This is a genomic window from Pseudomonas sp. EZ-C24 (genome assembly GCF_014525325.1).
Taxonomy (GTDB): domain Bacteria; phylum Pseudomonadota; class Gammaproteobacteria; order Pseudomonadales; family Pseudomonadaceae; genus Aquipseudomonas; species Aquipseudomonas shirazensis.
The window spans coordinates 774,533-799,714 of the sequence record NZ_JACDIU010000014.1 but is presented as its reverse complement, the minus strand read 5'-3'; the positions used below and the strand labels follow the sequence as shown (position 1 = coordinate 799,714).

Below are 25,182 nucleotides of genomic sequence, written 5' to 3'. Positions count from 1 at the left end.
ACGAACGCTGGGCGCACGCGCAAACCGGCCTGCGCCCGCCCACCGCGGGTTTGCCAACTGAAAGTTGCAGGCCGGTCTCCGGGCTTGCGAGGGCTGGAAACCTTCACCTTCCCGTGCACGGGCACAGTGGTGTGTCGAAGGTTTCACTCGCTTACCGTTGCGGGGGCAGCGCCGGACTAGTCATGCAGATGACGCACCGGCTTCCCGTTTCACCCTGCGCACGGCGGCGCAGGACACCTGAAACTGGCGCGCATCTGAGCATCGAAAGTGGCCTTAGTCAAACCTTGGCGCTAAGAAAAATTTGTGACGCATTAGAGGTTTGCGAGTTTTTACTGATTCTTTTTCGAACTTTTCACATTTGGTGTGCATCGAACCGCTCGATTGTCACAGAAACACCCACGTCATGGAGACCTTTACCAATGTCCACCCGTAACCTGTTGCGTCATTCTTGCCTGCTGGCCCTGATCGCTGCCCCGCTTGCTGCCAGCGCTGCGCCAAGTACCGATCCGCTGTTCACTTTCGGCCTGCTCGGCAGCTACGACAAATTCAAGTTCGAAGGCGGTTCTGAATCGGAGACCGATCACCTCGGTCAAGGTGGCCTGTTCGCCAACTATGGCAACAAGATGACCGCCGAATCCGGTTTCATCTACCAGATTGGCGCGGACGCCAAGTATGGCAAGAAGAGCGACAACAAGCTCAAGGAGGCCAAGGTTGATCTGGACCTGGGCTGGCGTGCTGCGATGGACGCGCGCAACTTCCTCGACTTCACCGTGGGCGGTGGTTATGACTGGTCGCGCTTCGAACCAGAGCTCAACGACCTGGATACCGAGCTGACCTACAAGTCGCCGTTCGCCAAGGCTGCCGTCGGCTACAACCACCAGTTCGATGCTTCGACGCTGCGCGTGGAAGTCGGTGCCCGCCGCACCCTCGACGGCCGCGCCAAGCTCAAGGTCGACGATTTCGGCAGCGACACCGTCGATATGAAAGACCGCACCAACCCTTATGCCGAAGTCAGCCTGCTGATGAACCAGCAGGGCGGTATGCCCATTTACGGCAGCGTCTACTACACCCGCACCGAGTACAAACTCGATGAAGAGTCGGATGCAGCCGACAATACCAAGCTCAAGCGTGATGAGTTCGGCGTGAAGGTAGGTCTGGCGTTCTGATTCAGCGCGTTAGCAGGGGGCCGCATAGCGGTCCCCGTTTTCTACGCAGATCCGCGGCTACTTGCCACGCCGCCGCGACACCCGCGCTTCAATGTTCTTGCGCCCGATCAGCAGCGCAGGTTTCTCCACCACCGGCTCATCCGCCAGCCATTTGTACATCACCAGGCAATCCACCAGCCCCAGCCGGGCATGCCTGTAGGCCTTGGGCAGGCGGCCGACTTCATCGAAGCCAAGCTTGCGCCACAGCGCTACGGCAACCTCGTTACTCGCCACCACCGAATTGAACTGCAACGCCAGAAACCCTTCCTGACGGGCAAGCTTCTGCGAGTGCTCGCACATCAGCCTGGCCACGCCACGCCCGCGTGCAGCCGGGCATACCATGTAACCACAATTACCCACATGGGCGCCGGGTCCGGCGGCATTGGCTTTGAGGTAATACGAGCCAAGCAGCTCGCCGTCCTGCTCCGCCACCAGCGTATGCAGCGGTGCCTCCAGCCACAGCTGGCGCGCCTGCTCGAAGCTGATCTGCGGGTCGAAGGCGTAGGTTTCGCGGGCCTGGACGATGCTTTGCAAGGTGGGCCAGAAAGCCTCGAAGTCGGCGGCGGTCATGGGGCGAATGTGGATCATGGCGGTACCTGCACGGGCTGAGCCGGCAAGTCTGGTGGTGCAGGCGCCGCCGCGCAAGTGCGGCGACGCCGACAGGCTTACTCGTCGGCTTTGCCCAGCGCATCCAGAGCTCGGGTCGAATAGACCAGCGCTGCTCCAGCGTTCATTGCCACGGCGACACCGAGCGCCTCGGCGATCTGCTCGCGGGTCGCGCCCTGCTTGAGGGCTTCCTTGGAGTGCACGGCAATGCAGCCGTCGCAGCGGGTGGTGACGGCAACCGCCAGCGAGATCAATTCGCGGGTCTTGGCATCCAGGTGGTTGGTCTTGGCCCCGGCGCCGCTGGCGGTCATGTAGCCCGAGACGGTGTCCGGTGAGAGTTGCTTGAGGTCGCCGATGCCAGCCATCAGCTGCTTACGGTAGGCGTCCCAGTCCATCATGCTCATTGTCTTCACCTTGTAGGGTTGCGGCAGGAGCTTTCAGGCTAGTCGAGTGGAGAGCGTTGGCGAGCGGGATAATAGTCGAAAGCGTGTTGCACTTAGGTAGCAAGCATTCAGCGCCGCCGGCATGACGGCGCCTTGCCAGGCTGCCTCAGATGTAGATGAACACCAGCACCAGCGCCGCTACCACCAGCCACTTTTCCAGGTAATAGCGCATGCGGTTGCGTTTTTTCAACGCCTTGCCACGCTCGCGGATTTTGTAGATGCGGGTGAACAGGCGGTTGATCGCGCCAGTCTTGTCATTGGCGTTGTTGGGCGCTGCAGCCGCGGCCATCACCTTGCGGCTGAACCAGCGGTTGAAGGCGCTAGCCCAGCGGTACTTGAGCGGCCTCTCGACATCGCAAAAGAGGATGATGCGGTTGTGCTCGGTGGTGTTGGCGGCGTAGTGGATGTAGGTTTCGTCGAAAATCACCGCCTCGCCGTCGCGCCACGAGTATTTTTCGCCGTCGACATCGATATAGCAGCCATCGTCGTTCGGCGTGTCCAGGCCCAGGTGATAACGATAGGAGCCGGCATACGGGTCACGGTGGCGAACCAGCTTGGCGCCTGGGGGCAGGGTGGCGAACATGGCCGCCTTGACCGTACCGATGCCTTGCAGCAGCTCGGTAGTGCGCGGGCACAGGGTCATCGCCGACGGGTGGGTCTCGCCATACCACTTCAGGTAGAAGCGCTTCCAGCCGGTCTTGAAGAACGAATTGAAGCCGACGTCGTCATGGTTGTCGGACTTTTTGATTTCGCCAACGTGCAGCAGTTGCTGGGCTTCAGCGCGGATTTCCTGCCAGTTGTCCTTGAGTGGTTGCAGCTCAGGGAAGGCATCGACCGGCAGGTAGGGTTTGGCCGGCAGCCTGGAAAACAGGTAGAGGAAGCTGTTGATCGGCGCGAGGAAACTCGAATGATCGCCCAGCTGGCGCGTCAGTTTGTGGCGCACGCGGCCACGCAGATGCACATAGGCAATCGAGAGGACGAAGATTAGTACGAAAGCAATTTTCATCGACAAACACTTGTAGAGAATGGCCATGAGCCATGGCTAGAGCGCGCCAGCATAAACAAACCGCGTACGACTTTGTACTTATTGTTACATTTGATCGACGGTACTTTGGTGGCATTGCCTAGGTGTCGCGCAAACGTTTCCGCTAGGATTTTCGGCTCATCTCCGATCCGCGAGGCCGGTTACACTCGACTAATCCGTTCATTAATCCGGAGCGAACATGGCCAAGGAAACGCGCCCCAGCGGCAGCCCGTTCAAGCGACTGTTTTTTGCCCTGCCAGTCAGTGATGACCAGCGCCGCAGCGTCGCTCAGTGGCGCCGTGAACTTGAGTTGCGCAGCGGCAAGCCAGTGCCCGCCGACAACTTCCATCTGACCCTGCTGTTTCTCGGGGATGTCGACAGTGCGCAGTTACCCGCTCTGTGCGCTGCGGTCGACCAGATCAAACGGCCGGTCGCGCCGTTACGCGTGCTGCTCGATCAATTGCAGGTGTGGCCACGGGCGCAAGCGCTGGTGTTGCAGGCAAGTGATGCGCCGCCCGCCCTGCGCCAGTTGGTGTACGCCCTGGAACAGGCCGCGCTGGGCCTGGGCATCGCCCGCAGCAGCCGTGAGTACCGCGCGCACCTGACCCTGGCGCGTGACTTTCAGGGGCAGGTGCCGGAGGCCAGCGTGGCGGCTGATTTTTACCTCAGTGCGCGGCAATTCACCTTGTACGAGTCACGCAAGGGCCGCTATTGGCCATTGGCGCAGTGGCCGCTGCAGGTCTGAGAAGCGCTTCAGAACTGCGGCGTGTACTTGACCGAGAACATCAGATTGCGCGGCTCGCCATAGTTGTTGCTGCCGTTGAGCTGGTTGAAGCCGGCGACCCAGTATTTCTTGTCGAACAGGTTGTTGGCGTTCAGCGCAAGATTCACTTCTGGGCTCAGCTGATACGCCACCCGCGCGCTCCATACCGTGTAGCCGGGCACCTCGTAGCTGCGCTCGTAACCCAGGGTGTGGCTCTGGCTGGTGAAGCCCATGCCAGTGCTCCAGCGCTGGCCGTCGACTGGCAGCTGGTAATCGGCCCAGGTGCGCAACATGTGCTTGGGCGTCCACTGGCTGAAAGTGCGGCCTTCGTTTTCCGGGTCATCAAGAAACGTGGTGGTGTTGTAGGTGTAGCCGGCGAACAGCTGCAGGCCGCTGACCAGCTCGCCGCTGATCTCGGCTTCGACCCCCTGACTGCGGACCTTGCCGGAGGCCATCGAGCAGTACCAGCCATCACATTCCTGGCCCGATGCGATATCGGTAACCGCGCGGTTTTCCTGGTCATAACGGAAGATCGCCAGCGAGGTGTTGACCCGGCCATCGAGCAACTCGCCTTTGAGGCCGGTCTCGTAGTTGCTGCCAACGATCGGCTTGAGTGGGGCATTGCCCAGGGCACGTTCGGTCTGCGGCACGAACACGTCGGTATAGCTGGCGTACCACGACCATTGCTCGGTGAGGTCATAGATGAAGCCGGCATACGGGGTGACCTCACCGGACTCGGTCATACGGCTGGTGGGGTAGCGCGTGCCCGGGTCGGTCGGGTTGTTGAAGTCGATCGAGTCCCAGCTGTAGTCGAACCAGCTGACGCGGGTACCTGCAATCAGCGTCAGGTCCTGAACCGGCTTGACGCGCCAGACGCCGTACAGGCCCTTTTGCCGAACGTCGTAGCTGGCTTGGTTATGGCGACCAAAAGGACCGGCCAGCAGGCTGTCGCGGCTCGGTTCCGGGCGGTCATGATCGATGTCGAAGATGTTGCCGCTGCCGGCGTTGAATTTGCGCCAGTAGGCGTCATCCGAGGTCAGCTTGGCGTAGTTGCCGCCGACGGTGATTTCGTGCGCCACCGAGCCGGTATCGAAGTGGCCGACCACGTTCATATCCAGCCCCAGCTTGTTGGAGTGGAAGTCAGTGATCCAGTCGGCGTAGCTGACGCCATCGCCGTTGGCCTCCAGGCCTTCGCCGGACGTCTGCACGCGCTGATGGGTAGAGGTGTTGGTCTCGTCCATGCGCACGGCGGCAGTCTTGAATGTCCAGTCGTCGTTGAAGCGGTGCTCGAGGTCCAGGTAGTAGGTGGTGACATCGGTTTCGGCGCGGCTCCAGCGTGCGCCGGTGAAGGTCGAGCGGGGTAGATCGACCGGCTTGCCGCTGGCGTAACGCGGGATACCGCGCAGCATCGGCCGAGACTGTTCACGGCTGTAGCTGATACCTGCGCCAACCGTGGTGGCGTCGTTCAGGTCGATGTCCAGCGCGCCATACAGCGAGTGGGTTTTGCTCCATTGATAGTCGATGAAGCTGTCGCTCTGGTCTTCATCCAGCACCATCCGCCCGCGCACCTTGCCATCGCTGGTCAACGGCCCGCCGGCATCCAGTTGCAGGCCATAGTGGTCCCAGGAGCCGGCCTTGCCGGTGATGGCCACGGTCGGCGCCGCCTGGCCGCGCTTGCGCACTAGGTTGATCGCACCACCCGGGCTGCCGGTGCCTTGCAGCAACCCAGAGGAGCCGCGCAGCACTTCAACGCGATCGAAGAACACCAGATCCTGGGTCGCCCAGTTGCCCAGCGAGTAGCTGTTGCGCTGGATCGGTACGCCGTCGTACTGCCAGTCATCGATCTGGAAACCGCGCGAAGTCACTACCATGCCCGGGCCGATACCCTGCGCGCCGACGATGCCGGTGGTGTGATTGAGCGCGTCCTTGAGGTCGGTGATGCCCTGGTCGTCCAACTGCTTACGGGTGATCACCGTGACCGACTGAGGAATCTCTCGCAGGGTATGGGTACCTTTGCCCAAGGTGACTGCGCGCGCGGCATAGGAGCCGCTGCCTTCGCTGGTGGCGTCGAGGTAGTTGTCATTGATGCTGGTCGCGCCCAGCTCCAGCGCGTCGCCGCCGACACTGGCCGGGGCCACGCTGAAATGGCCGCTGCCAGTCACCCGCAGTTGCATGCCGCTGCCGCTCAGGGCGGTCTGCATGGCCTGTTCGGCGCTCATCTGGCCGACCACTGCTGGCGCCTGCTTGCCGCGCACCAGGTCTGGCTCCAGCGCGATAATGCTGCCGCTCTGGCTGGCGATGCGGTTGAGGGTGGCGGCCAGGCTTGCGGCCGGCAGGTTGAAGGTCAGGGTCTGCGCCTGAGCCAGGGCACTCAAGCTGCTCAGAGCGAGGACCAGGGGCAGGGCGCGGGGCCAGGTGTTGTGCACGGTGTTCTCCCGTTGAAAAGTGGCTGTCAGGAGATAGGTGCGACGAGAAATGAAAACCGGACACGGCTGCGAATGATTTTTAAAAATATTCTCACTAAGCCGGCACTGGGCCGATCAGGGTCAGCCACGGTGCGTAGTACTCGACCTTTATAGGCAAAGCTTCGGCGAGGGCGGCCAAGGCCTGTTGCGGCTGGTCCAGCGGGAACACACCCTGCACGCGCAGGCCGCGCACTGCCGGGGCCAGGCGAATGTAACCACGCTGGTAAGGGCGCAGCGCCTCGACCACGGCGTGCAGTGGCTCATCCAGGACCTCCAGCTTGCCGTCGACCCAGGCGGCGCGCTGCAGCTGCTCACCACTGAGTAGCTGAATGCCGTCAGCGCCAAGCAGCGCGGCCTGACCTTGCTGCAGGACTTGCTCCTGTCCATTCGGCAGGCTGGCGCGCACGCTGTGCTGCAGCACGGTAACCCGTGTTGTGGCTGGTTCCTGGCCGACCAGAAAACGCGTGCCCAGGGCCTGGATCTGACCTTGCGCGGCGCGCACCCGCAGCGGCCGCAGTGGGTCTTTGGCAACGTCGATCAACAGCTCGCCGTGACGCAGCACCACCAGCCGTTGCTCGCGATCAAAGCGCAGGTCCACCGCGCTGGCGCTGTTCATGCTGAGACGGCTGCCGTCTTCGAGGGTGAAGGTGAGGCGTTGGCCGCTAGCGGTGTGCAGATCAGCCATCCAGTCCTGCGCCGCGTCGCTGCGCCAGCCGGCCCACAGGCCGCCACCCAGCAACCCAAGCCCAGCGAGACTGCGCAGCACCTCGCGGCGTGTGCGCGTCGGTTGCAGCAGCAGTTGGCGGGCCTCACTGGCTTGCCCGGGCACGCGCTGATCCAGTGCTCTCAGCGCTGCGCACGGCCGACCCAGGCGTTGCTGTAACAGATCCCAGGCGTGTTGATGGCGCGGGTCTTGCGCCAGCCACTGGTCGACCCGGCGCAGCAGCGCTGGGTCCGGGCTAGCGGCATTGAGCTCGACCATCCAGTCGATGGCTTGCTCGGTCACGTTGTCCAGGCTGCGCGCACTCATGGCTGCAGCTCGCTCAGGTAGCACTGGCGCAGCGCCTGCTTCATGTAGCGGCTGACAGTGCGTTCGGACAGCTGCAATTTGGCCGCGATGTCGACGTAGCTCATGCCGTCGAGCTGACTGTAAAGGAATGTGCTCTTGACGATCGCGGGGAGGCCATCGAGCGCCTGGTCGATAGTCACCAGCGCCTCGATCAGCAGCAATTGTTCTTCAACTGACGGCGCCACCTGCTCCGGCAGATGGCTCAGGCGTTCCAGATAAGCCTGCTCAAGTTGACGGCGGCGGTGACGATCGAAAATCAGTCGACGGGCAATCGTCGACAGGTAGGCCCGCGGCTGCAGGATACTGTCTGGATCAACCCGCGCACCGAGCATCTGGCAAAACGCTTCGGCAGCCGTGTCTTCAGCATCGGCGCGGTTACGCAGGCGCTTGTGGATGTGTTGGAGCAGCCAGCGGTGGTGATCGCTGAAAAAGAAGCCCAGCTTGCGGGTCGAGGTGCTGTCCAACGGTTGATATCCGATCGTGAGTGTGAATCGTTCTCAATGGTAGCTGGATCGGGAGAATTCCCGCAATGGCAGTGTGCTGGCGTCTCACTGCCGTATCAGCGGGCAGAGAGGTCAGGCGCTTATCGCAACCTTGTCGAACAGCTTCTGCCCGATCGAGCGCGCGCTCGCCAGATGGGCAAGGCTCTGGCCGCTCTCGCTGTCATCCAGAAGCGCCGAGCCAAGCACCCGAGCACCGCAGTAATCAAAGATTCCATGCTCGATCTGAGTCGCCATGGCATGGCCGTAACCATGCCGAACGAACGTGCCCGCGTCGGCGCCAGCCAGGCCAACCAGCTGTACCGGGAGGCCGTTGAGCTTTTTGATCAAACGGCCGTCTGGCAAATAGTCGAAGGCCCAGCCGTTGCTGAATACCCGCTCGACCCAGCCCTTGAGCAAAGCTGGCATCGACCACCAATAAACGGGGTAGACCAGCACCAGAGCATCGGCGCGTTCGATCCGCGCCTGTTCGCGCAGGACATCAGCCGGGGCTGTCGCCAGGCGCCGATGTACGGCGTGGTCAGCAAGGCCAAAGCGCGGGTCGAATCTCTCAGTGGCCAGGTCAGCAAGGCTGCTGCTGTGGCCTGCGTCGGCAAGGCCCTCCGCGATCTGGGCGGCAAGCGCATGGGTAAGGGACTCAGGATCATGGTGGCCGATGACGATCAGTGCGTGCATGAAGTTTCTCCACAAAGGGCTGCGAGACGCCAGGTGTCGCTATATACTTTCGGTAAGTTACCGCAGGTAAGTTACTTTTGGTAGGTTGTGATGTCAAGTGAGCAAAATCCGCAGTCGCGCAAGCGCCTGTCGCGGGAGCAGCGCCGGAGCCAATTGCTGGAAGTGGCTCGGGAAATAGTCAGGCTGGAGGGCACCGATGCGCTCAGCCTCGGCCGGCTGGCACAGCAGTCCGGTGTGACCAAGCCAGTGGTCTACGACCATTTCGTATCGCGAAACGGCTTATTGGTTGCGCTCTATCAGGAATACGACGCGCGTCAGTCGACGATGCTGGATGCATTGCTGGCGAGCTGTGAACCGACGCTGGCGGATCGCGCACGGGTGATTGCCGCGGCGTATATCGATTGCGTGATCAGCCAGGGGCGGGAGATTCCCGGCGTCAGTGCAGCCTTGACCGGTTCGCCCGAGATGGAAGCGCTGAAAAACCAGTGCGAAGCGCCGTTTCTGGACAAATGCAGGCTCGCGCTGGCGCCGTTCGCGCCGAGTGGCGATATTGCTGCGGCAGGGTTGCGCGTGCTGGTGGGAGCGGCGGATGCCTTGTCGCAGGCTGCAGCAACCGGCGCGCTTGAACCAGAGCAGGCCAGGCAGGAGTTGCAGGCGACGATTGTCGACATGGTCCTGCGTCAGTAACGCTTTGCAGCGCGCTGCCTGGCTGAGCTGCTCAGACCGAAGCGGACAGATCGTTCAGGCTGCCCGGAGCAAAGCGTTGATAAGGCTGCTCATCTCCCGGGCTCTGGGCGAACTGGCGCTTGTACTCGCGGCTGAACTGCGAGGTGCTCTGATAACCGACCCGGTGCGCCGCCTGTGCCACGCCCAGGCCTTCGCCGATCAGCATCTGCTGCGCCTTGAGCAGGCGCAGGCGCTTGAGGTACTGCATTGGCGCCATGTCGGTGCAGCGCTTGAAGTGCTCATGGAAGGTCGACACGCTCATGTTGGCGCAGCTGGCCAAGGCTTCGACGCTGAGCGGCTCGGCGTAATGCTCGCGCAGATAAGCAAGCGAGGCAGCTACTCGGGCAAAGTGCCCTTGCTGCTCGACCAAGGCCCTCAGCACACCGGCTTGCGGCCCACGCAAAGCGGTGTAGAGCACTTCGCGCACCCGCTGGATGCCCAGCACCTGGGCATCCAGCGGGTCCTGCAGGCACTGCAGCAGGCGCTCGACGCTATCGCGCATGGCCGCATCGAGTGCCGCCGAGGTCATCGACTGCGGGGTTTGCGCCTGCACACGGGCATCTGGCGCCAGCTGCATGCTCTGCACCAGTTCGCTGAGTACGCTGCGGTCGATGTCCACGGCCACGCCCAGCAGTGGCGCTTCGGCAGTCGCGAAGGTCTCGCACATGAACGGCACCGACAGCGCCTGCACCAGGTAATGACCGGCGCCGTACTCCAGGGTACGCGGCCCCAGCCTTGCCAGTTTGCTGCCCTGGGCGAGGATCATCAGGCTCGGTTCATAGATCTGCGGGCTGCTGGCGACGTAGTGATCCCAGCTGAGCACCTGCACCTGCGGCAGATGGGTGGGGACAAACCCCGGGCGCGTTGCCAGGCGGCGAATCAGGTCGCAGAGCGGGGCGTTGGCGTCGACGTGGCGGGTAAGCTGCATAAAGGGCCTGGGCAGAGAATCAGACACTGGCATTCTCGCAGATTTATAGCCTGGCGCCATATCGGATGTGGCGGTTTCGGAGAATCAGGCAAGCATGCCGGAGAATTCACGGTGGTCTCGCTCGCCATCTGGCAGGAGAATGGCTGGCATTGAATCGTTTCACTTGAGAGGTCTTCGCCATGTATACCGCAATCGGTTATGCCGCCCAAACCCCGACCAGCCCGCTGCTGCCGATGAGCTTCGAGCGTCGCAGCCCGCGTGCCGATGACGTCGCCATCGAGATCCTTTATTGCGGCGTCTGCCACTCCGACATTCACCAGGCGCGCAACGAGTGGGGCATCGCTGTGTACCCGCTGATGCCGGGCCACGAAATCGTCGGCCGGGTGACGGCGGTCGGTGCCAACGTCAGCAAGCACAAAGTCGGCGACCTGGTCGGGGTTGGCTGCATGGTCGACTCGTGCCGCGAGTGCCAGGCCTGCGCCAAGGACCTCGAGCAGTACTGCCTGGCCGGCCCGACCATGACCTACGCGACCCCGGACCGGGTCGATGGCAGCAACACCATGGGCGGCTACTCCAACAGCATCGTCGTCAGCGAGCATTTCGTCCTGCGCATGCCGCAAGGGCTGGACCTGGCCAGCGCCGCGCCGCTGCTGTGCGCCGGCATCACCACCTACTCGCCGCTCAAGCACCACGGCGTCGGCCCTGGCCACAAGGTCGGCATTCTCGGCATGGGTGGCCTGGGCCACATGGGCATCAAGTTCGCCAAGGCACTGGGCGCTGAAGTGACCTTGTTCACCCGCTCCGCAGCCAAGGCTGAAGAAGCTCGCCGCCAGGGTGCCGATCACGTCATCGTGTCCAGCGATGCCGAGCAGATGCGCGCCGCCGCCGGGCGTTTCGACTTCCTGCTCGACACTATCCCAGTGCAGCACGACCTCAACCCCTACCTCGACACCCTGACCTTTGATGGCGTGCACATCCTGGTCGGCCTGATCGAGCCGGTCGAGCCACCACTGCATGCAGCCAACCTGGTGCTCAAGCGTCGCGTACTGGCCGGTTCGTTGATCGGTGGCATCGCTGAAACCCAGGAAATGCTCGACTTCAGCGCCGAGCATGGCATCACCTGTGACATCGAGATGCTCGATATCCGCAGCATCAACGAAGCCTTCGAGCGAGTGATCGCTGGCGATGTGAAATACCGCTTCGTCATCGACATGGCCACGCTGAAAGCCTGACTGGCTCACCAGGCCAGTGGCTTGTCCAGGCCCTTCCAGAACAGCCAGCGGCGTAGCTCGCCGTGCTCGCCAGTGCCGATCTGCCAGTCAGGGCGGCCGCTGTCGAGGGCGATCAGCGAGATGATGCCGGCATAGCTGGCGGCGACCAGGGTTTTGCCATCTGCGCTGATGTCCATGGCGCACAAGGTCGAGCCCAGGTAGTGCTGCCAGTGCTCCTGACCGTCTTCGCCAAATGCCCGCAGATAGCCGTGCGCATCACCCACGATGTACTCGCCGGCGCGGGCTACGCCAGCGTAGATCCGCGCGCCATCCTCGACCAGCGGCGTGCGCGGGTCTTCGCTGTAGTAGTCGGTATCGAGCCCCGGCAGGTCAGCCGTGCGCACACCCAGGGTGTTGCCGTTGTAGAAATGGCAGGCATTCAGGATCAAATGGTCGCCGCGCTGATTGAACAAGGCAAAGTGTGGGTATTCACCGACGGGGCCGACTTCGGCGACCACCTGCAGTTGATCATCCAGCACCAGATGGCGCACGCCTTGTTCGCCGATGGCGAGCAGGCGGCCATCGGGCGAGACTGCGCCATGCTCCATCGACAGGCCCAGGGCGATATCGTCGGGGTCGATCCCTTCTGCCAGATCATCGAGAATCGTCTGCTGCTGCGGCAACAGGCGAGTCGCCCGTTCGCCGGTGAGCACAAATATCCCTTCGCTGCTGACCAGCAATACCCGCTGCCCATCCGGGAAGGGGATCAGCGCGCTCGGTGTGGGCGGTAAATCGAACGGTTCGAACGGATAGCCTCTGGGCAAACCTTCAAGGCCATGGGGCCAGGCCATCCGCGCCACCTGCGGGCCACCCCAGCCGTCAGTGACGCGGATACCCTCGGCGTTGGCCAGGGCGAAATAACGCCGCTGCGGGCAGCGGCCAAAGTGCTCGACGCCGATCACCGGGGTCACCGTGCGCCCATCGATGCGTACCACCTGGCCTTTTTCGTGAGGCATGCCAATCCGTGCCAGCAGGCTGCCGTCATCGAGCATGAGCACGCTGGCGATGCCTTGGCCGTGCTGCTCCAGCAGCGGTACCAGCGGCAGGTGGGCGGGCGGCCAGTCGCTGCGAAATGCGCGGCGTTGCTGCTCATCGACATAGGGCTGATTGATCGCCTGCAGCGCCGCCTGCCAGGCCGGCAGCAGGTGCTCGGTGGCAGGCGCGACCGGCTCCTCGAGGTTGTCCCAGCCCTGCGTGCGGCCTTGCGCGACGTAGTGGTTGATGGCCTTGGCATAGGCGATTACGGCCTGCTGCCATTGTTGCTGGGCGTGCTGCTTGTCCATGAACGGATCGGACTCCTTGTTCCGCGGTCTGTCTCTAGAGTGCACATGTTACTCCGCCCGCACTGCGGTTGTGAGGCCTTGGCTTGGCGCGTACCATGGCCGCCATCCTTGATACATATCTATCCGCACCTGCCGCATGCTTTCGCAGCGGGCTGGGTTGCGCGCTTGTCGTCTTTTTTCAGGAGCTGTAATTCCCATCCATGAATGGTCCGATCCCTACATCCATGCCCGCACCGGTGGGCGGCGGCAGCTGGCTCAGCGTCATTGCGTTGGCCCTGGCTGCGTTTATCTTCAATACCACCGAGTTCGTACCGGTGGCGCTGCTCAGTGACATCGGCCGCAGTTTCGACATGAGCACTGCTCAGGTCGGCCTGATGTTGACCATCTATGCCTGGATAGTCGCGCTGGCGTCGCTGCCGATGATGTTGCTGACGCGCAATATCGAGCGGCGCCGCTTGCTGCTGTGGGTGTTTCTGGTGTTCATCGTCAGCCACTTGCTGTCTTGGCTCGCGCAAAGTTTCACCATGCTGGTGCTCAGCCGTATCGGCATTGCCTTGTCGCATGCGGTGTTCTGGGCAATTACCGCTTCGCTGGCCGTACGGGTGGCGCCAGCGGGCAAGCAGGCCAAGGCATTGGGCCTGCTAGCGACCGGTACCACCCTGGCGATGGTCCTGGGCATTCCGCTTGGCCGGGTGGTGGGCGAGGCGCTGGGCTGGAGGGTGACGTTCCTGAGCATCGCCGGCGTGGCGCTGGTGACCATGCTCTGCCTGATGAAGTCGCTGCCGTTGCTGCCGAGCCAGAACTCCGGCTCGCTGCGCAGCTTGCCGGTGTTGTTCAAGCGGCCGGCCTTGGTGATTACCTACCTGCTGGTGACCTTGCTGATCACCGCACAGTTCACCGCCTACAGCTATATCGAACCATTTGCCTTGCATGTCGCGCAGATCGGCGGCGATCGCACCACCTTGTTGTTGCTGCTGTTTGGCGGTGCCGGGGTGATTGGTTCGGTGCTGTTCAGCCGCTACAGCGAGCGTTTCCCGCAGCTGTTCCTGCTCGGTTCGATGGGGTGCCTGGCCGCTTGCCTGCTGCTGCTCTGGCCACTCTCGGGCAACTTCACTGTATTCGCCGTATTGAGCATGTTCTGGGGGGTGGCGATCCTTAGCTTCAGTCTGGCGTTGCAGTCCAAGACCCTCAAGCTGGCCTCGGACGCCACCGATGTGGCCATGGCGTTGTTCTCTGGCATCTACAACATCGGGATCGGCGGCGGCGCGTTGCTTGGCAGCATCGTCAGCGGCCAGTTGGGCGTGGCTTACATTGGCCTGGCTGGTGGTTCGGTGGCTGTGCTCGGCCTGATCCTGGCGCTGGTCAGCCTCAAGCGCTTGCGCGAGGCGCCTGCGCTCGGCTGAGTCGGCCTCTACATCGGCCGCTACAGCAGCAGGGCCGACCACGCCGAGGCAATCAGCAAGCACGCCAGCAGCTGATTGAACCGGCGCAGGCGCTGCGGCGACTGCAACCAGCGGGCGCTACCAGCACCGAGCAGGGCCCAACTGGTCATGCTCGGCAGGGCCACCAGCAGCAGCACCAGCGCCAGCTGCCAGACCGGCTGGCCCGGCGCTGCATACACGCCGATTACCGCCACGGCCAGCAACCAGACCTTGGGGTTGATCAGTTGCAGCGACGCGGCACTGAGCGCGCCGAAGGGCTGTTGTTCGGCACTCTGGATCGGCTCGCCGGCACTGCGCAGCAACTGCCAGCCCAGCCACGTCAGCCAGATCACGCCGAGCCAGCTCATCACTTGCTGCGCCAGCGGATAGCGCAGCAGCACTTCGCCCAGGCCCAGGCCAACCGCCCAGACGATCGCCGCCGCAGCCGTGGAGGCCGCCACAATCGGCGCCACGCTGGCACGCAGCCCGGCGCGGGCGCTATGGGCGAGGATCAGCACGTTGGTCGGCCCGGGGCTGATGCTGGTGACCAGCGCAAACAAGGTAAAGGGCAACAGGGACTGCAGCATCAACGGTAACTCCAGAGGGATGGAGCACCATGGTCGCTGCCGCCGCCGGCTCAGTCTGGAAGCTTTGAGCAGCGTCGCTGGTAGGCTGCTGGGGTCAGGCGATAGGCCCGGCGGAACCAGCGGCCGAGGTGGCTCTGGTCGGCAAAGCCAAGCGCCGTGGCCACTGCAGCGGGGCTCTCGCCCAAGGCCAGCAGGCGCCGCGCCCGAGCCAGGCGCAGCTGAATCAGGTAGGCGTGCGGGGCCAGGCCGAAGGCCGCCTTGAACGCGCGACTCAGACGAAAACGATCGACACCGCAGGCCTGGGCCAGCTCGACCAGGCCGATATCCTGATCGATATGCGCGTGCAGGTAGTCCCGCGCGCGCTGCGCAGTCAACGGCAGGCGTGGGTCGGGATTGAGCCGCTTGCGCCAGTGCAGGTGCTGGGTCAGGCAGGCGAGCATGTCGTCCATGGCCGTCTGGCGCACGATGCGCAGGTCCTGACTGTGCACGGCGTCGAAGGCGCGCATGATCGCCCCGCTCAAGCGCACATCGTTGCATTGGGTGTCGGCAAAACTGGGCAGGCTATTGGCCGGCGCTTGTTCGAACAAGCTCGGCAGCTCGGCCTGCAGCCAGTCTGGCTCCAGGTACAAGGTGAAGTAGGTGAAGCCGTCGGCAGTCGGCGCCAGGCCATCGTGGATCTCGCCAGGTTCGAGCAGAAATACCTGGCCGGGCGTACTCACATGGCGGGCGCGGCGGCAGTTGAACTGCTGCACGCCTTGCTCGGTGGCGCCGACCAGGTAGCTGTCATGCCAGTGCGGGTCGTAGGCGTGCCCGGTGAAATGCGCGCGCACCGACTCGATGCCGGTATCGGCGTCCTGGCTCAGATCAATCCAGTTGGTCATGGGCGGCAGCTGCTGGTGAGTGGGCCCACTACCTTAACCCACAAGGGCTGGTCAGGTTTAGAACGGATGTGCAGCAGGTTGCGCAGCATTTTCGTCATTGGCATGAAAGTGTTGCTGTATTTTCAGCGGTTTCTATTGGCTGCAACAGCGCTAAGATGCGCGTCGAATCCGCACACCTCAGGAGCTTTTCGATGGACACCGTTACCCTGGCCAAGCGCCGTTACACGACCAAAGCCTACGACGCCAGCCGCAGAATCCCGCAAGCGACCATCGATACCTTGCTCGAGCAATTACGGCACAGCCCGTCTTCGGTCAATACCCAGCCTTGGCACTTCATCGTTGCCGACAGCGCTGAAGGCAAGGCGCGGATAGCCAAGAGCACCGAAGCGTTTGCCTACAACACCGCAAAGATTCGCGATGCCTCGCATGTGCTGGTATTTGCCGCGCGCACCGAAATGCCTGAAGCGCATCTGCAGGCCCTGCTGGAGCAGGAAGCCCGTGACGGCCGTTTTCACACCGAGCAGGCCAAGGCTGGCCAGGACCTGACCCGGCGCAGCTATGTCGACCTGCACCGCTTCGATCAGAAAGACCTGCAGCACTGGATGGAAAAACAAACCTACCTTGCCCTCGGCACTGCGCTGTTGGGCGCTGCTGCGCTGGAACTGGATGCCACGCCGATCGAAGGTTTCGACAGCAAACTATTGGACGCCGAGCTTGGCCTGCGCGAGCGCGGCTTCACCAGTGTGGTGCTGCTCAGTCTGGGCTACCGCAGTGCCGACGACTTCAACGCTGGGCTGGGCAAGTCGCGCTTGCCGGCATCGAGTGTATTCACCTTCCTTTGACCTGCGGGTCCAGCACCGTTATCAGCTGTGCGCTGAGCGCTTCGACCAATGCGCTGACCTTGGGCAAATGGCGCCGATTACGGCGCCAGGCCAGGTGAATCGGCAGGCCCTCGCTGGCGAACTCTGGCAGCACTTCGACCAGGCTGCCCTCATCCAATTGGCGCTGAACCAGCCAGGTCGGTAACTGGGCGATGCCGTGGCCGGCCATGATCGCTATCGCCTGGCCTTCGGCGTCACCGATGGCCAGGCGGCCGCTGATGCTTTTCAGTTGCGTCGCGCCTTGCCGGCCACTGGCGAAATGCAGGGGCGGCGTGCTGCCATCGGCGCAGGCGTACAGCACGCAACCAAGTGCCTGCAAGTCGCGCTCATCATGCGGCGTACCGTGCTCGGCGAGGTAGCTGGGGGCGGCGCAGAACACCGTGCGCTGGCTGCCCAGATAGCGATGCTCGACACCAGCCGGCCACACCTGCGGCCCGCCAATGCGAACGATGACGTCGATGGCGTCCTCGAGCATGTCGACAAAGCGATCGGACAAAGTGATGTGCGGCTGCAGGCGCGGATGGCGCCGGGCGAAGTCGAGCACGGCGGGCAGCGCATGCAGACGGCCGAAGCTTGCGGGCAGATCGACCCGCAGCGGCCCGCATGGCTCGTTCAGTTCATCATGCAGGGCCATCTCGGCTTCGGCGATCTCGGCCAGCACTCGGCTGCAGGTTCGCAAGTATGCAGCGCCGCTGTCGCTGAGCAGCAGGCGCCGGGTAGTGCGCTCGAACAGCCTGACCTGCAAGCGTTTCTCCAGGCGCGCCACACCCTTGCTGACGGCTGAACTGGTCAGATTCATGCGCTCGGCGGCGGCAATGAAGCTACCTGCGTTGGCGACATTGACGAAGAAGTCGATGTCCTTGAGATGCTCGGCGACAGGCATGAAGGAGGGCCTTGATTGGTGAAAATGGTTCAGTAAATTACGGAAAATCTACCCGTAATAGGCGTGTAATTCCATATTAAGCTTCGCGGCTGAAAGTTTCCGAGCGATAGACGATGCAAAATTCTTCCCTGACTGCTCCTGCAGTCGCCGACTCCGGGCAGCGCACCGGGCTGTCCATTCTGTTGTTCGCGGTCGGCGGCTTTGCCCTGCTGACCACTGAATTCATCATCCTTGGTTTGCTGCCGGGGCTGGCCCGCGACTTGGGCCTGTCGATTGCAGCAGCGGGCCAGTTGGTGACCCTGTTTGCGGTGACTGTCATGCTGTTCGGGCCGTTTCTCACCGCCTGGTTGTCAGCCTATCCGCGCAAGACCCTGTTCATTGCCATCGTGCTGGTGTTTGCCGCCTCCAACGCACTCGCCGCAGTGGCGCCAAACGTCTGGGTACTGGCGCTGGCACGGGTCGTCGGCGCACTGGCGTTGCCGGTGTATTGGGGTACCGCCAGCGAGAGTGCAGGGCAGTTGGCAGGGCCCGGCCGTGAGGGCTGGGCAGTGGCCAAGGTCTATCTGGGCATCACTGCGGCGTTTGTCTTCGGCATTCCGCTGGGCACCGTCGCCGCCGGGCTGGTCGGCTGGCGTGGCAGCTTCTGGCTGCTGGCCGGGTTGTGCCTGCTGGTCGCGCTGCTGATGTGGGCCTGGTTGCCGAAGTTGCCGCCCGCGCCGCAGCGGGCGCAAGGCGAACGGCAGACAGTGATCTTGCGTGACCGGCGCTTTATTGCCCATGTGCTGTTGTCGGTGCTGGTGTTTACCGCGATGTTCACCGCCTACACCTACCTGGCAGAAATCCTCGAACAGGTGGCGGGCGTGCCTGCGGCTCAGGTCGGTTGGTGGCTGATGGGCTTTGGTGTGGTCGGCATGCTTGGCAACAGCCTGGCCGGGCGCATCGTTGACCGTAGCCCGCTCGGGGCGACGGTACTGTTGCTTGTCATTCTCGCGACTGGCATGGGCGCGGTTGCTCCCGTGGTCGGCAATCCAGCGCTGCTGCTGATCGCCCTGGCGCTGTGGGGCGTTGCCTACACGGCGTTGTTCCCGGTGTGTCAGGTGCGCGTCATGCAAGCCGGCGCCAAGGCTCAGGCCCTGGCCGGCACATTGAACGTGTCTGCTGCAAACGGTGGCATCGCGGTCGGCGCTGCGCTGGGCGGGCTGGTGATTCAATGGTACGGCACTGCAGCGCTGGGCTACGTTGCCAGCGCGGTGGCTGGCTTGGCCGTATTGGCCACGCTGCTGTTGATGGCAGGCGCGAGGCCGCGCGCCTGAACATGGCGCGTGTGGTTACCAGAAGGTCGGCGCAGCGGTCGCCAGCACGCGGGTAAACACCTTGATTGCAGCATCCACATCAGTCTCTGTGGTGTAACGGCCTAGGCTGATGCGCACACTGCTGCGAGCTTGTTGATCGGTAAGGCCCAGCGCCAGCAGCACATGTGACGCAGCATTGCTGGCGGAGTTACAGGCTGAAGTCGTCGACAACGCCAACTCGCTGGCCAGCGCTGCGCTGTTGAAGCCTGGGGTGGCGATGCGCAGGTTAAGGGTGTTGGCGATGCGTTGCCGCGGGCAGCCATTGAGTGCGACACCCGGCAGCGCCAGCAGGCCGTTGAGCAGGCGTTCGCTGAGTTGATGGATGCGCTGTTGCTCGGCCTCGGCAGGTTCGCCTGCCAAGGCGAAGGCGCTGCCCATGCCGGCGATCTGGTGGGTCGCGAGGGTGCCCGAGCGCAGGCCGCCTTCATGGCCGCCACCATGCATCTGGGCACGCATCAGTGGCCGCGCTCGCGGGCCGACATACAGTGCACCGATGCCCTTGGGGCCGTAGACCTTGTGCGCTGAGAAGGACATCAGATCGACGGCCTGCTCGCGCAGATCGAGCGCGACCTTGCCGACTGCCTGGGCAGCGTCTACGTGCAGTATCGCGCCATGGGCACGAACGATCTCGCCAATCGCGGCATAGTCGGTGACGGTGCCCAGTTCGTTGTTGACCGCCATCAGCGACACCAGCCGCGTGTCGTCGTGCAGCGCCTGGCGAACCGCATCGGGCTTGATCAACCCGGCCTGATCGGGCATCAGGCGGGTCACTGCCCAGCCTTGACGCTCAAGCTCGGCCACCGTGTCGAGCACTGCCTTGTGTTCCAGCGCGCTGGTAAGCAGGTGCCCAGGCTTGTCGACGCCATCGGCGATTCCTTTCAGGGCGAGGTTGTTGGACTCGGTGGCGCCTGAGGTCCAGACCAGCTCCTCTGGCTGCGCGCCAACCCGCTCGGCGACCTGCCGGCGGGCCTGCTCGACCACGGCACGTGCCGCCTGACCATAGGCGTGACCGCTGGAGGCAGGGTTGCCGAAGTTGGCGTGGTGGCCGAGGCAGGCGAGCATGGTTTCAATAACCCGCTCATCGACGGGGGTTGTGGCGGCGTAGTCAAAGTACAGTGGGGCGCTGGGCATGATGGACTGATCCGGGCATGTCGCCTGATGGTGGCGAACGTTAGCGACATGCTATCGGTCTACAGCCAAAAACTTTTTCCCTTGTTTTCCCGCTAATCCCGGTCTGGTAGGAGAAAATTCTCCTAAAGCCTCTCAAACAGGATCAAACATTTTTTCCTCTTCCACCACAACCCGCTCACACAGCTCGATGATCTGTTCGCGCATCCAGCGATTGGCTGGGTCCTGATCGGTGCTTTCATGCCAGTACAGGTGAGTTTCCAACGGCGGTACGTCAACCGGCAGTGGCAAGTGGCGTAGTTGATGACGGCGGGCGAAACGCTCTGGCACGGTCATTACCATGTCAGTCTGCTGCAACACCTGCGAGGCCATCAGGTAGTGTTGCGAGCGCAGCGCAACCTTGCGTTGCAGGCCCATCTTGCCCAGCGCCAGGTCGACATAACCCAGGCCATTACGCCGGCTGGAGATATGGATGTGGCTCATGCCCAGGTACTGCTCCAGCGTCAGCTTGGCCTCGGCCAGTGGGTGGCCCTGACGCATTGCGCAGACGAAGCGGTCCTGCATCAGTTTGACGTGGCGCACCTGTGGGTCAGTGTTGAGCGGCGCATCGACGGCGAAATCGAGGCGGCCAGCGGCCAGTTCCTTGGTGGTTTCGCGGCGTTTGCACAGGAAGCTTTCGATCATCACCGCCGGTGCCAGCCGGCGCAGACGCTGGAACAGCGGCGGCAGCACTACCGCTTCGGTCAGGTCGGTCATGCTGATGCGGAAGGTCTTATTGGCCTGCTGCGGATTGAATATGCGGCTTTCCTGCACCGAAACCCGCAGCAGCGCCAGCGCGTTGCGTACCGGGCCGATGATGTTCTGCGCCATCGGCGTCGGCACCATCCCTTGGGCGGTGCGCACGAACAGCGGATCGTTAAAGGTCTCGCGCAGCCGCGACAATGCGTTGGACACCGCCGGCTGGGTAATGCCGACGATCTGCCCGGCGCGGGTCAGGTTAGCTTCGGTGTAGATCGCATCGAAGACGATGAACAGATTGAGGTCAACCTTGCTGAGATTCATTGGGCGCCGCTCGACGTGATGTTATCGCTGGATCATATATCGGTTATGAATGTTTATACACGCTGAAAATAGGCTAGGTGGATTGGCGCGCTTGTTCTAGGCTCAGGCCCATGTTCTTCATCCTGTGAAGGTAAGCCCGATGGATTTCGCCTATTCGCCCAAGGTTCAGGCCCTGCGAGAGCGCGTCACTGCGTTCATGGACCAGCATGTTTATCCTGCCGAAGCAGTATTCGACCGCCAGGTTGCCGAGGGTGACCGCTGGCAGCCGACGGCGGTGATGGAAGAGCTCAAGGCCAAGGCTCGCGCCGAAGGCCTGTGGAACCTGTTTCTGCCCGACTCGGAATACGGCGCCGGCCTGAGCAACCTTGAATACGCACCTTTGGCGGAAATAATGGGCCGCTCGCTGCTGGGGCCGGAGCCGTTCAACTGCTCGGCGCCCGATACCGGCAATATGGAAGTGCTGGTGCGCTACGCCAGCGAGGCGCAGAAACGTCAGTGGCTGGAGCCGCTGCTGCGCGGCGAGATTCGCTCGGCGTTCGCCATGACTGAGCCGGATGTTGCCTCATCAGACGCCACCAACATGGCGGCCACGGCCGTGCGTGATGGTGATCAGTGGCTGATCAATGGGCGCAAGTGGTGGACCTCCGGCGCCTGCGACCCGCGCTGCAAGGTCATGATCTTCATGGGCCTGTCCAACCCGGATGGCCAGCGCCATGAACAGCACTCGATGATTCTGGTACCCACCGACACGCCCGGGCTGAAGATCGTCCGGCCATTGCCGGTGTTCGGCTACGACGACGCCCCCCATGGCCACGCCGAAGTGCTGTTCGACAATGTACGCGTGCCCTATGAAAACGTCCTGCTGGGCGAAGGCCGCGGCTTCGAGATTGCCCAGGGGCGGCTGGGGCCGGGGCGGATTCACCACTGCATGCGTTCGGTGGGCATGGCCGAGCGCGCGCTGGAATTGATGTGCCGGCGCTCGGTCGAGCGCACGGCTTTTGGCCGGCCCCTGGCGCGGCTTGGTGGCAACATCGACAAGATCGCCGACTCGCGTATGGAGATCGACATGGCCCGCCTGCTGACGCTGAAGGCGGCCTACATGATGGACACCGTTGGCAACAAGGTCGCCCGCAGCGAGATCGCGCAGATCAAGGTGGTCGCGCCCAATGTCGCGCTAAAAGTGATCGACCGGGCAATCCAGATCCATGGCGGGGCAGGGGTTAGCGGTGATTTCCCGCTGGCCTATATGTACGCCATGCAGCGCACCCTGCGCCTGGCGGACGGGCCGGACGAGGTGCACCGGGCTGCCATCGGCAAATATGAAATCGGCAAGTACGTGCCGGCGGAGTTACTGCGCATGGGCCGCTGAGGGTGACGCGCCTGGGCAGCGTGCCGAACCTGCACTTGGCTAGCGGTTCCTCAGCGAGTCAGGATCTTCAGTGATCGCTCCCTCCTGAGTTGGGCGTGGTGTTGGCCGGTGATGAGCCACGGGGTCTGGTCCATGACCAGACTGGCCAACCGCTGTCGCGTCATTGCGGGTCTTGAGCAACGACAGCACGACCCCGCCCAGCAAGAGTGCAAAGGTCACCCCCAGCGAGAGCAGCGCCGGCACCTTGCCGATCAGGCCGTGATAGAAAATCTTGCAGCCGATGAAGATCAACACCAGTGCCAGCGCGTACTTCAGATAGACGAACCGATGCATCAGGGCGGACAGCGCGAAGTACAGTGAGCGCAAGCCAAGGATGGCGAAGATGTTCGAGGTGTAGACAATGAACGGGTCTTGAGTAATGGCAAAGATCGCCGGCACGCTGTCGACGGCAAACACCAGGTCGGCCAGTTCGATCAACACCAGCGCCAGAAACAGCGGTGTGGCGTAACGCAGCGCTTTGCTTTCACCGGGCGGCGTCAGCCGGACAAAGAATTTTGCCCCGTGCACGTCGTCAGTGACGCGCATATGCCGGCGTACAAACCTCAGCACCGGGTTGTTGGCCAGGTCCGGTTGGCTATCCTCCTTGGACAAAGCCATTTTCACCCCGGTAAACAGCAGGAACGCGCCGAACAGGTAGAGCACCCAGGCAAAGTTCTGCACCAGCGCAGCGCCAACGCCGATCATGATCGCGCGCAGCACCACCACCCCGAGGATGCCCCAGAACAACACGCGGTGCTGGTTGCGGCGTGGGATGGCGAAATAGCTGAAGATCATCGCCATGACGAACACGTTGTCCATCGACAGCGATTGCTCGACCAGGAAGCCGGTGTAGAACTCCAGCGCCGACTGCGCCCCCAATTCGAACCAGACCCAGGCGCCGAACAGTACGCCCACGCTGAAATAGCCTGAATACAGCAGCAGGCTTTCACGCATTTCGATTTCGCGTTCTTTGCGGTGCAGGACGCCAAGGTCAAGCACCAGCAGCCCAACCACGATGACGACGAAAACCAGCCACAGCCAGGCGCTGGTACCGAGTACGGGAGTAGTGAGGTAGGTCTGTAGAGCTGTCATGAGCCCCTCCTTGATTGTCGACGTTGCATGGCAACAGTGATCCGACATGGCGGCGTGGCAGCCGTCAGAGGGGCCCGGTATCACATGGGTTAGAGCCTAGACCCAGATGCCGGAGCTGCCGAGTGGCAGCCTGTTACATTTCTTTGCGTGGCCATCTGCATTCCTCAATACACCCACACCTCGACCCGGCGATTGCGGTGGCGGCCTTGCTCTTGCTCGTTGCCCGCTACCGGCAGCTCGGCGCCCATACCCAGCACGTCGATGTTCTGCACGCCTTCATGGGCCAGTTCGCGGCGCACTGCCATGGCCCGCAGGCGCGAGAGCAAGGCGGCCCTGCCCGGTGTTTCCTTGGGATCGCCGAAGCCGACCAATAGCGTCCTGGTTTGCTCGTGGCCGGCCTGCTGCAGGAAGTCTGCGACGCGGTGTACGTCGCGCAGCGCTTTGCTGTCCAGGCTCGCACTGCCTTCCTGGAAGCGAAAGTTCACCGTCAGCCGACGCCCTTCCAGAGCAAGGCTGCGGTAGCGCGCCGGCATGTCTGTCTGGGTAGGGATCGGCAAAGCTTTGACTTGCTGATTGACGAAGCCTTGTTCAGCAACGATGACCTGGCCGGCCGGGCTTTGGGCAAAATCAGCCAGCGCCTGGGCCAGCGGCTGCGGACTGGCCGGCAGGTAGAAGTACAAGCGCCGCGACAGCGGATAATCTTCACTGGCAACCAGCGCGCGGCTGGGCGGCAGGGCCGGCGCATCGCCGGCAGCAATGGCCAGGACCTTGGCATCATGCACGGCCGCAAGGCTGCTGAAGCCAATCGCTTGGCGGTCGCTCTGGACTTGCTCGACCAGCGCGTCGCTGGACTCGAAGCGCCGGGCCCCGCCACTCAGTGCGCTACGTACAGGGTCGAGGACCAATGCCTTGAAGGTCTCGAAGGTGCCGGAGCGGTCATCACGCGCATACAGTCGGATAGCACCGCCCGCTACGCCCAGTTGCTCCCAGCGGGTTACCTGGCCGGCAAACACCTGGGCCAGCTGCGCTGTGGTGAGGCTGGTCAGTGGATTGTCTGGATGGACGATCACGGCGACACCGTCGAGGCCGATGACCTGCTCGGAACGGCCGCTGCGCAAGTCGCCGAACGCCTGCAACTGATCTACCTCGACGTCACTGATCGGTCGCGAGGAGGCAACCAGGTCTGCCGCGCCACTGCCCAGTGCAGCGAAACCGGTACTGCTGCCGTGAGCTGCGATCAGCACGCTGAGGAGTTCGCCATCGCGACCCTGCGCCGTAATGGCGATCTCGTTGGGCACAGCCCCTGCGCAATGCTCGATCGCCGTCGCGCCCTTGCTGCGCAGCATCCCCTGAACCAGCGCAGGCCCAAGCGCAGTGCCGATCGTGTTGGAGCCCTGAATGCGCAGTTGCACCGGCTCAGCCAGGCAGAGCAGTGGCAGCGACAACAGCAGGAGTGAGAGCAGACGCGGCATGCCGGAGACCTGGGGCACAGTGATGCGCCGCAGATTACGACAGTTGCATGACTGGCA

Annotated in this window: 24 protein-coding genes and 1 riboswitch; of the genes, 8 read left to right on the top strand and 16 right to left on the bottom strand. The window is 63.0% G+C overall.

What is annotated here, in order from left to right; translation table 11 throughout:
• Positions 1 to 51: 51 nt before the first annotated feature.
• Positions 52 to 256: riboswitch (cobalamin riboswitch) on the bottom strand.
• Between the two features lie 163 nt (positions 257 to 419).
• A complete protein-coding gene (locus tag IDM28_RS12760) occupies positions 420 to 1,166 on the top strand; it encodes an outer membrane beta-barrel protein (protein WP_101319980.1) in 747 nt (248 codons plus the stop codon).
• A gap of 57 nt (positions 1,167 to 1,223) precedes the next feature.
• Here IDM28_RS12760 and IDM28_RS12755 read toward each other — a convergent pair whose 3' ends face one another.
• The 3 genes from IDM28_RS12755 to lpxO form a co-directional block, all read right to left on the bottom strand.
• On the bottom strand, positions 1,224 to 1,793 hold the full coding sequence (locus IDM28_RS12755) for a GNAT family N-acetyltransferase (RefSeq protein ID WP_188036119.1): 570 nt from the start codon (positions 1,791 to 1,793) through the stop codon (positions 1,224 to 1,226).
• A gap of 77 nt (positions 1,794 to 1,870) precedes the next feature.
• Positions 1,871 to 2,215, bottom strand: a complete 345-nt coding sequence (locus tag IDM28_RS12750; RefSeq protein ID WP_150572434.1) for a carboxymuconolactone decarboxylase family protein — start codon at positions 2,213 to 2,215, stop codon at positions 1,871 to 1,873.
• A gap of 145 nt (positions 2,216 to 2,360) precedes the next feature.
• Complete coding sequence (lpxO, locus tag IDM28_RS12745; protein ID WP_188036118.1) at positions 2,361 to 3,260, bottom strand: lipid A hydroxylase LpxO; 900 nt, start codon at positions 3,258 to 3,260, stop codon at positions 2,361 to 2,363.
• Positions 3,261 to 3,477: 217 nt separating this feature from the next.
• On the opposite strand from lpxO, the gene thpR reads away from it, so the two are divergent.
• Positions 3,478 to 4,023 (top strand): RNA 2',3'-cyclic phosphodiesterase, encoded by a 546-nt coding sequence (gene thpR, locus IDM28_RS12740; RefSeq protein ID WP_188036117.1) that lies wholly within the window; start codon positions 3,478 to 3,480, stop codon positions 4,021 to 4,023.
• A gap of 8 nt (positions 4,024 to 4,031) precedes the next feature.
• Here the strand turns inward: thpR and IDM28_RS12735 are convergent, their stop codons facing one another.
• The 4 genes from IDM28_RS12735 to IDM28_RS12720 all read right to left on the bottom strand — a co-directional run bounded on the left by IDM28_RS12735 (position 4,032) and on the right by IDM28_RS12720 (position 8,750).
• Positions 4,032 to 6,467 (bottom strand): TonB-dependent siderophore receptor, encoded by a 2,436-nt coding sequence (locus tag IDM28_RS12735; protein WP_188036116.1) that lies wholly within the window; start codon positions 6,465 to 6,467, stop codon positions 4,032 to 4,034.
• Between the two features lie 94 nt (positions 6,468 to 6,561).
• The gene (locus tag IDM28_RS12730) at positions 6,562 to 7,536 is read right to left on the bottom strand and encodes a FecR family protein (RefSeq protein WP_150572430.1); all 975 of its coding nucleotides are present in this window, start codon (positions 7,534 to 7,536) and stop codon (positions 6,562 to 6,564) included.
• Positions 7,533 to 8,039 carry a sigma-70 family RNA polymerase sigma factor gene (locus IDM28_RS12725; protein ID WP_150569071.1) on the bottom strand — a complete coding sequence of 169 codons (507 nt, stop codon included), beginning with the start codon at positions 8,037 to 8,039 and terminating at the stop codon, positions 7,533 to 7,535. Before IDM28_RS12725 ends, IDM28_RS12730 begins: the two co-directional genes overlap by 4 nt.
• Positions 8,040 to 8,150: 111 nt before the next feature.
• The gene (locus tag IDM28_RS12720) at positions 8,151 to 8,750 is read right to left on the bottom strand and encodes an NAD(P)H-dependent oxidoreductase (protein WP_181089231.1); all 600 of its coding nucleotides are present in this window, start codon (positions 8,748 to 8,750) and stop codon (positions 8,151 to 8,153) included.
• Between the two features lie 90 nt (positions 8,751 to 8,840).
• On the opposite strand from IDM28_RS12720, the gene IDM28_RS12715 reads away from it, so the two are divergent.
• The gene (locus IDM28_RS12715) at positions 8,841 to 9,437 is read left to right on the top strand and encodes a TetR/AcrR family transcriptional regulator (RefSeq protein ID WP_101319968.1); all 597 of its coding nucleotides are present in this window, start codon (positions 8,841 to 8,843) and stop codon (positions 9,435 to 9,437) included.
• A 31-nt stretch (positions 9,438 to 9,468) separates the two neighbouring features.
• Here the strand turns inward: IDM28_RS12715 and IDM28_RS12710 are convergent, their stop codons facing one another.
• On the bottom strand, positions 9,469 to 10,404 hold the full coding sequence (locus IDM28_RS12710) for an AraC family transcriptional regulator (protein ID WP_188036115.1): 936 nt from the start codon (positions 10,402 to 10,404) through the stop codon (positions 9,469 to 9,471).
• Between the two features lie 179 nt (positions 10,405 to 10,583).
• Here IDM28_RS12710 and IDM28_RS12705 point away from each other — a divergent pair, with 179 nt between their 5' ends.
• A complete protein-coding gene (locus IDM28_RS12705) occupies positions 10,584 to 11,636 on the top strand; it encodes an NAD(P)-dependent alcohol dehydrogenase (protein ID WP_101319963.1) in 1,053 nt (350 codons plus the stop codon).
• A gap of 5 nt (positions 11,637 to 11,641) precedes the next feature.
• Here IDM28_RS12705 and IDM28_RS12700 read toward each other — a convergent pair whose 3' ends face one another.
• A complete protein-coding gene (locus IDM28_RS12700; RefSeq protein WP_188036114.1) occupies positions 11,642 to 12,958 on the bottom strand; it encodes a hypothetical protein in 1,317 nt (438 codons plus the stop codon).
• Positions 12,959 to 13,158: 200 nt separating this feature from the next.
• Between IDM28_RS12700 and IDM28_RS12695 the strand changes: the two genes are divergently transcribed.
• A complete protein-coding gene (locus IDM28_RS12695; protein WP_101319957.1) occupies positions 13,159 to 14,361 on the top strand; it encodes a sugar transporter in 1,203 nt (400 codons plus the stop codon).
• A gap of 20 nt (positions 14,362 to 14,381) precedes the next feature.
• Here IDM28_RS12695 and IDM28_RS12690 read toward each other — a convergent pair whose 3' ends face one another.
• Positions 14,382 to 14,966 carry a LysE family translocator gene (locus IDM28_RS12690; protein ID WP_150569074.1) on the bottom strand — a complete coding sequence of 195 codons (585 nt, stop codon included), beginning with the start codon at positions 14,964 to 14,966 and terminating at the stop codon, positions 14,382 to 14,384.
• Positions 14,967 to 15,016: 50 nt separating this feature from the next.
• Positions 15,017 to 15,847: an AraC family transcriptional regulator gene (locus IDM28_RS12685; RefSeq protein ID WP_101319953.1), complete on the bottom strand. Its 831-nt coding sequence runs from the start codon at positions 15,845 to 15,847 to the stop codon at positions 15,017 to 15,019.
• Positions 15,848 to 16,038: 191 nt separating this feature from the next.
• On the opposite strand from IDM28_RS12685, the gene nfsB reads away from it, so the two are divergent.
• Complete coding sequence (nfsB, locus tag IDM28_RS12680) at positions 16,039 to 16,689, top strand: oxygen-insensitive NAD(P)H nitroreductase (protein ID WP_101319950.1); 651 nt, start codon at positions 16,039 to 16,041, stop codon at positions 16,687 to 16,689.
• On the opposite strand, the gene IDM28_RS12675 is transcribed toward nfsB, so the two are convergent.
• Complete coding sequence (locus tag IDM28_RS12675; RefSeq protein WP_188036113.1) at positions 16,676 to 17,611, bottom strand: LysR family transcriptional regulator; 936 nt, start codon at positions 17,609 to 17,611, stop codon at positions 16,676 to 16,678. The two genes, nfsB and IDM28_RS12675, sit on opposite strands and share 14 nt — an antisense overlap.
• A 113-nt stretch (positions 17,612 to 17,724) precedes the next feature.
• On the opposite strand from IDM28_RS12675, the gene IDM28_RS12670 reads away from it, so the two are divergent.
• Entirely contained in the window at positions 17,725 to 18,924 is a 1,200-nt protein-coding gene (locus IDM28_RS12670) for an MFS transporter (protein WP_101319945.1), read from the top strand.
• A gap of 15 nt (positions 18,925 to 18,939) precedes the next feature.
• Here IDM28_RS12670 and IDM28_RS12665 read toward each other — a convergent pair whose 3' ends face one another.
• Together IDM28_RS12665 and IDM28_RS12660 are read right to left on the bottom strand one after the other, a co-directional pair.
• A complete protein-coding gene (locus IDM28_RS12665) occupies positions 18,940 to 20,094 on the bottom strand; it encodes a cysteine desulfurase family protein (RefSeq protein WP_188036112.1) in 1,155 nt (384 codons plus the stop codon).
• Positions 20,095 to 20,226: 132 nt separating this feature from the next.
• Positions 20,227 to 21,153: a LysR family transcriptional regulator gene (locus IDM28_RS12660; RefSeq protein WP_181107476.1), complete on the bottom strand. Its 927-nt coding sequence runs from the start codon at positions 21,151 to 21,153 to the stop codon at positions 20,227 to 20,229.
• 139 nt (positions 21,154 to 21,292) lie between these two features.
• On the opposite strand from IDM28_RS12660, the gene IDM28_RS12655 reads away from it, so the two are divergent.
• The gene (locus IDM28_RS12655) at positions 21,293 to 22,522 is read left to right on the top strand and encodes an acyl-CoA dehydrogenase (protein ID WP_188036111.1); all 1,230 of its coding nucleotides are present in this window, start codon (positions 21,293 to 21,295) and stop codon (positions 22,520 to 22,522) included.
• 39 nt (positions 22,523 to 22,561) lie between these two features.
• On the opposite strand, the gene IDM28_RS12650 is transcribed toward IDM28_RS12655, so the two are convergent.
• Together IDM28_RS12650 and IDM28_RS12645 are read right to left on the bottom strand one after the other, a co-directional pair.
• On the bottom strand, positions 22,562 to 23,653 hold the full coding sequence (locus IDM28_RS12650) for a TerC family protein (protein WP_262500080.1): 1,092 nt from the start codon (positions 23,651 to 23,653) through the stop codon (positions 22,562 to 22,564).
• A 164-nt stretch (positions 23,654 to 23,817) separates the two neighbouring features.
• On the bottom strand, positions 23,818 to 25,125 hold the full coding sequence (locus tag IDM28_RS12645; RefSeq protein ID WP_188036110.1) for a substrate-binding domain-containing protein: 1,308 nt from the start codon (positions 25,123 to 25,125) through the stop codon (positions 23,818 to 23,820).
• Positions 25,126 to 25,182 lie beyond the last annotated feature (57 nt).

Excerpts from the sequence above, each read along its gene's own strand:
- IDM28_RS12760 (WP_101319980.1), top strand. The coding sequence starts at position 420 with ATGTCCACCCGTAACCTGTTGCGTCATTCTTGCCTGCTGGCCCTGATC.
- IDM28_RS12755 (WP_188036119.1), bottom strand. The coding sequence starts at position 1,793 with ATGATCCACATTCGCCCCATGACCGCCGCCGACTTCGAGGCTTTCTGG.
- IDM28_RS12750 (WP_150572434.1), bottom strand. The coding sequence starts at position 2,215 with ATGAGCATGATGGACTGGGACGCCTACCGTAAGCAGCTGATGGCTGGC.
- lpxO (WP_188036118.1), bottom strand. The coding sequence starts at position 3,260 with ATGAAAATTGCTTTCGTACTAATCTTCGTCCTCTCGATTGCCTATGTG.
- thpR (WP_188036117.1), top strand. The coding sequence starts at position 3,478 with ATGGCCAAGGAAACGCGCCCCAGCGGCAGCCCGTTCAAGCGACTGTTT.
- IDM28_RS12730 (WP_150572430.1), bottom strand. The coding sequence starts at position 7,536 with ATGAGTGCGCGCAGCCTGGACAACGTGACCGAGCAAGCCATCGACTGG.
- IDM28_RS12720 (WP_181089231.1), bottom strand. The coding sequence starts at position 8,750 with ATGCACGCACTGATCGTCATCGGCCACCATGATCCTGAGTCCCTTACC.
- IDM28_RS12715 (WP_101319968.1), top strand. The coding sequence starts at position 8,841 with ATGTCAAGTGAGCAAAATCCGCAGTCGCGCAAGCGCCTGTCGCGGGAG.
- IDM28_RS12710 (WP_188036115.1), bottom strand. The coding sequence starts at position 10,404 with ATGCAGCTTACCCGCCACGTCGACGCCAACGCCCCGCTCTGCGACCTG.
- IDM28_RS12705 (WP_101319963.1), top strand. The coding sequence starts at position 10,584 with ATGTATACCGCAATCGGTTATGCCGCCCAAACCCCGACCAGCCCGCTG.
- IDM28_RS12700 (WP_188036114.1), bottom strand. The coding sequence starts at position 12,958 with ATGGACAAGCAGCACGCCCAGCAACAATGGCAGCAGGCCGTAATCGCC.
- IDM28_RS12695 (WP_101319957.1), top strand. The coding sequence starts at position 13,159 with ATGAATGGTCCGATCCCTACATCCATGCCCGCACCGGTGGGCGGCGGC.
- IDM28_RS12690 (WP_150569074.1), bottom strand. The coding sequence starts at position 14,966 with ATGCTGCAGTCCCTGTTGCCCTTTACCTTGTTTGCGCTGGTCACCAGC.
- IDM28_RS12685 (WP_101319953.1), bottom strand. The coding sequence starts at position 15,847 with ATGACCAACTGGATTGATCTGAGCCAGGACGCCGATACCGGCATCGAG.
- nfsB (WP_101319950.1), top strand. The coding sequence starts at position 16,039 with ATGGACACCGTTACCCTGGCCAAGCGCCGTTACACGACCAAAGCCTAC.
- IDM28_RS12675 (WP_188036113.1), bottom strand. The coding sequence starts at position 17,611 with ATGCCTGTCGCCGAGCATCTCAAGGACATCGACTTCTTCGTCAATGTC.
- IDM28_RS12670 (WP_101319945.1), top strand. The coding sequence starts at position 17,725 with ATGCAAAATTCTTCCCTGACTGCTCCTGCAGTCGCCGACTCCGGGCAG.
- IDM28_RS12665 (WP_188036112.1), bottom strand. The coding sequence starts at position 20,094 with ATGCCCAGCGCCCCACTGTACTTTGACTACGCCGCCACAACCCCCGTC.
- IDM28_RS12660 (WP_181107476.1), bottom strand. The coding sequence starts at position 21,153 with ATGAATCTCAGCAAGGTTGACCTCAATCTGTTCATCGTCTTCGATGCG.
- IDM28_RS12655 (WP_188036111.1), top strand. The coding sequence starts at position 21,293 with ATGGATTTCGCCTATTCGCCCAAGGTTCAGGCCCTGCGAGAGCGCGTC.
- IDM28_RS12650 (WP_262500080.1), bottom strand. The coding sequence starts at position 23,653 with ATGACAGCTCTACAGACCTACCTCACTACTCCCGTACTCGGTACCAGC.
- IDM28_RS12645 (WP_188036110.1), bottom strand. The coding sequence starts at position 25,125 with ATGCCGCGTCTGCTCTCACTCCTGCTGTTGTCGCTGCCACTGCTCTGC.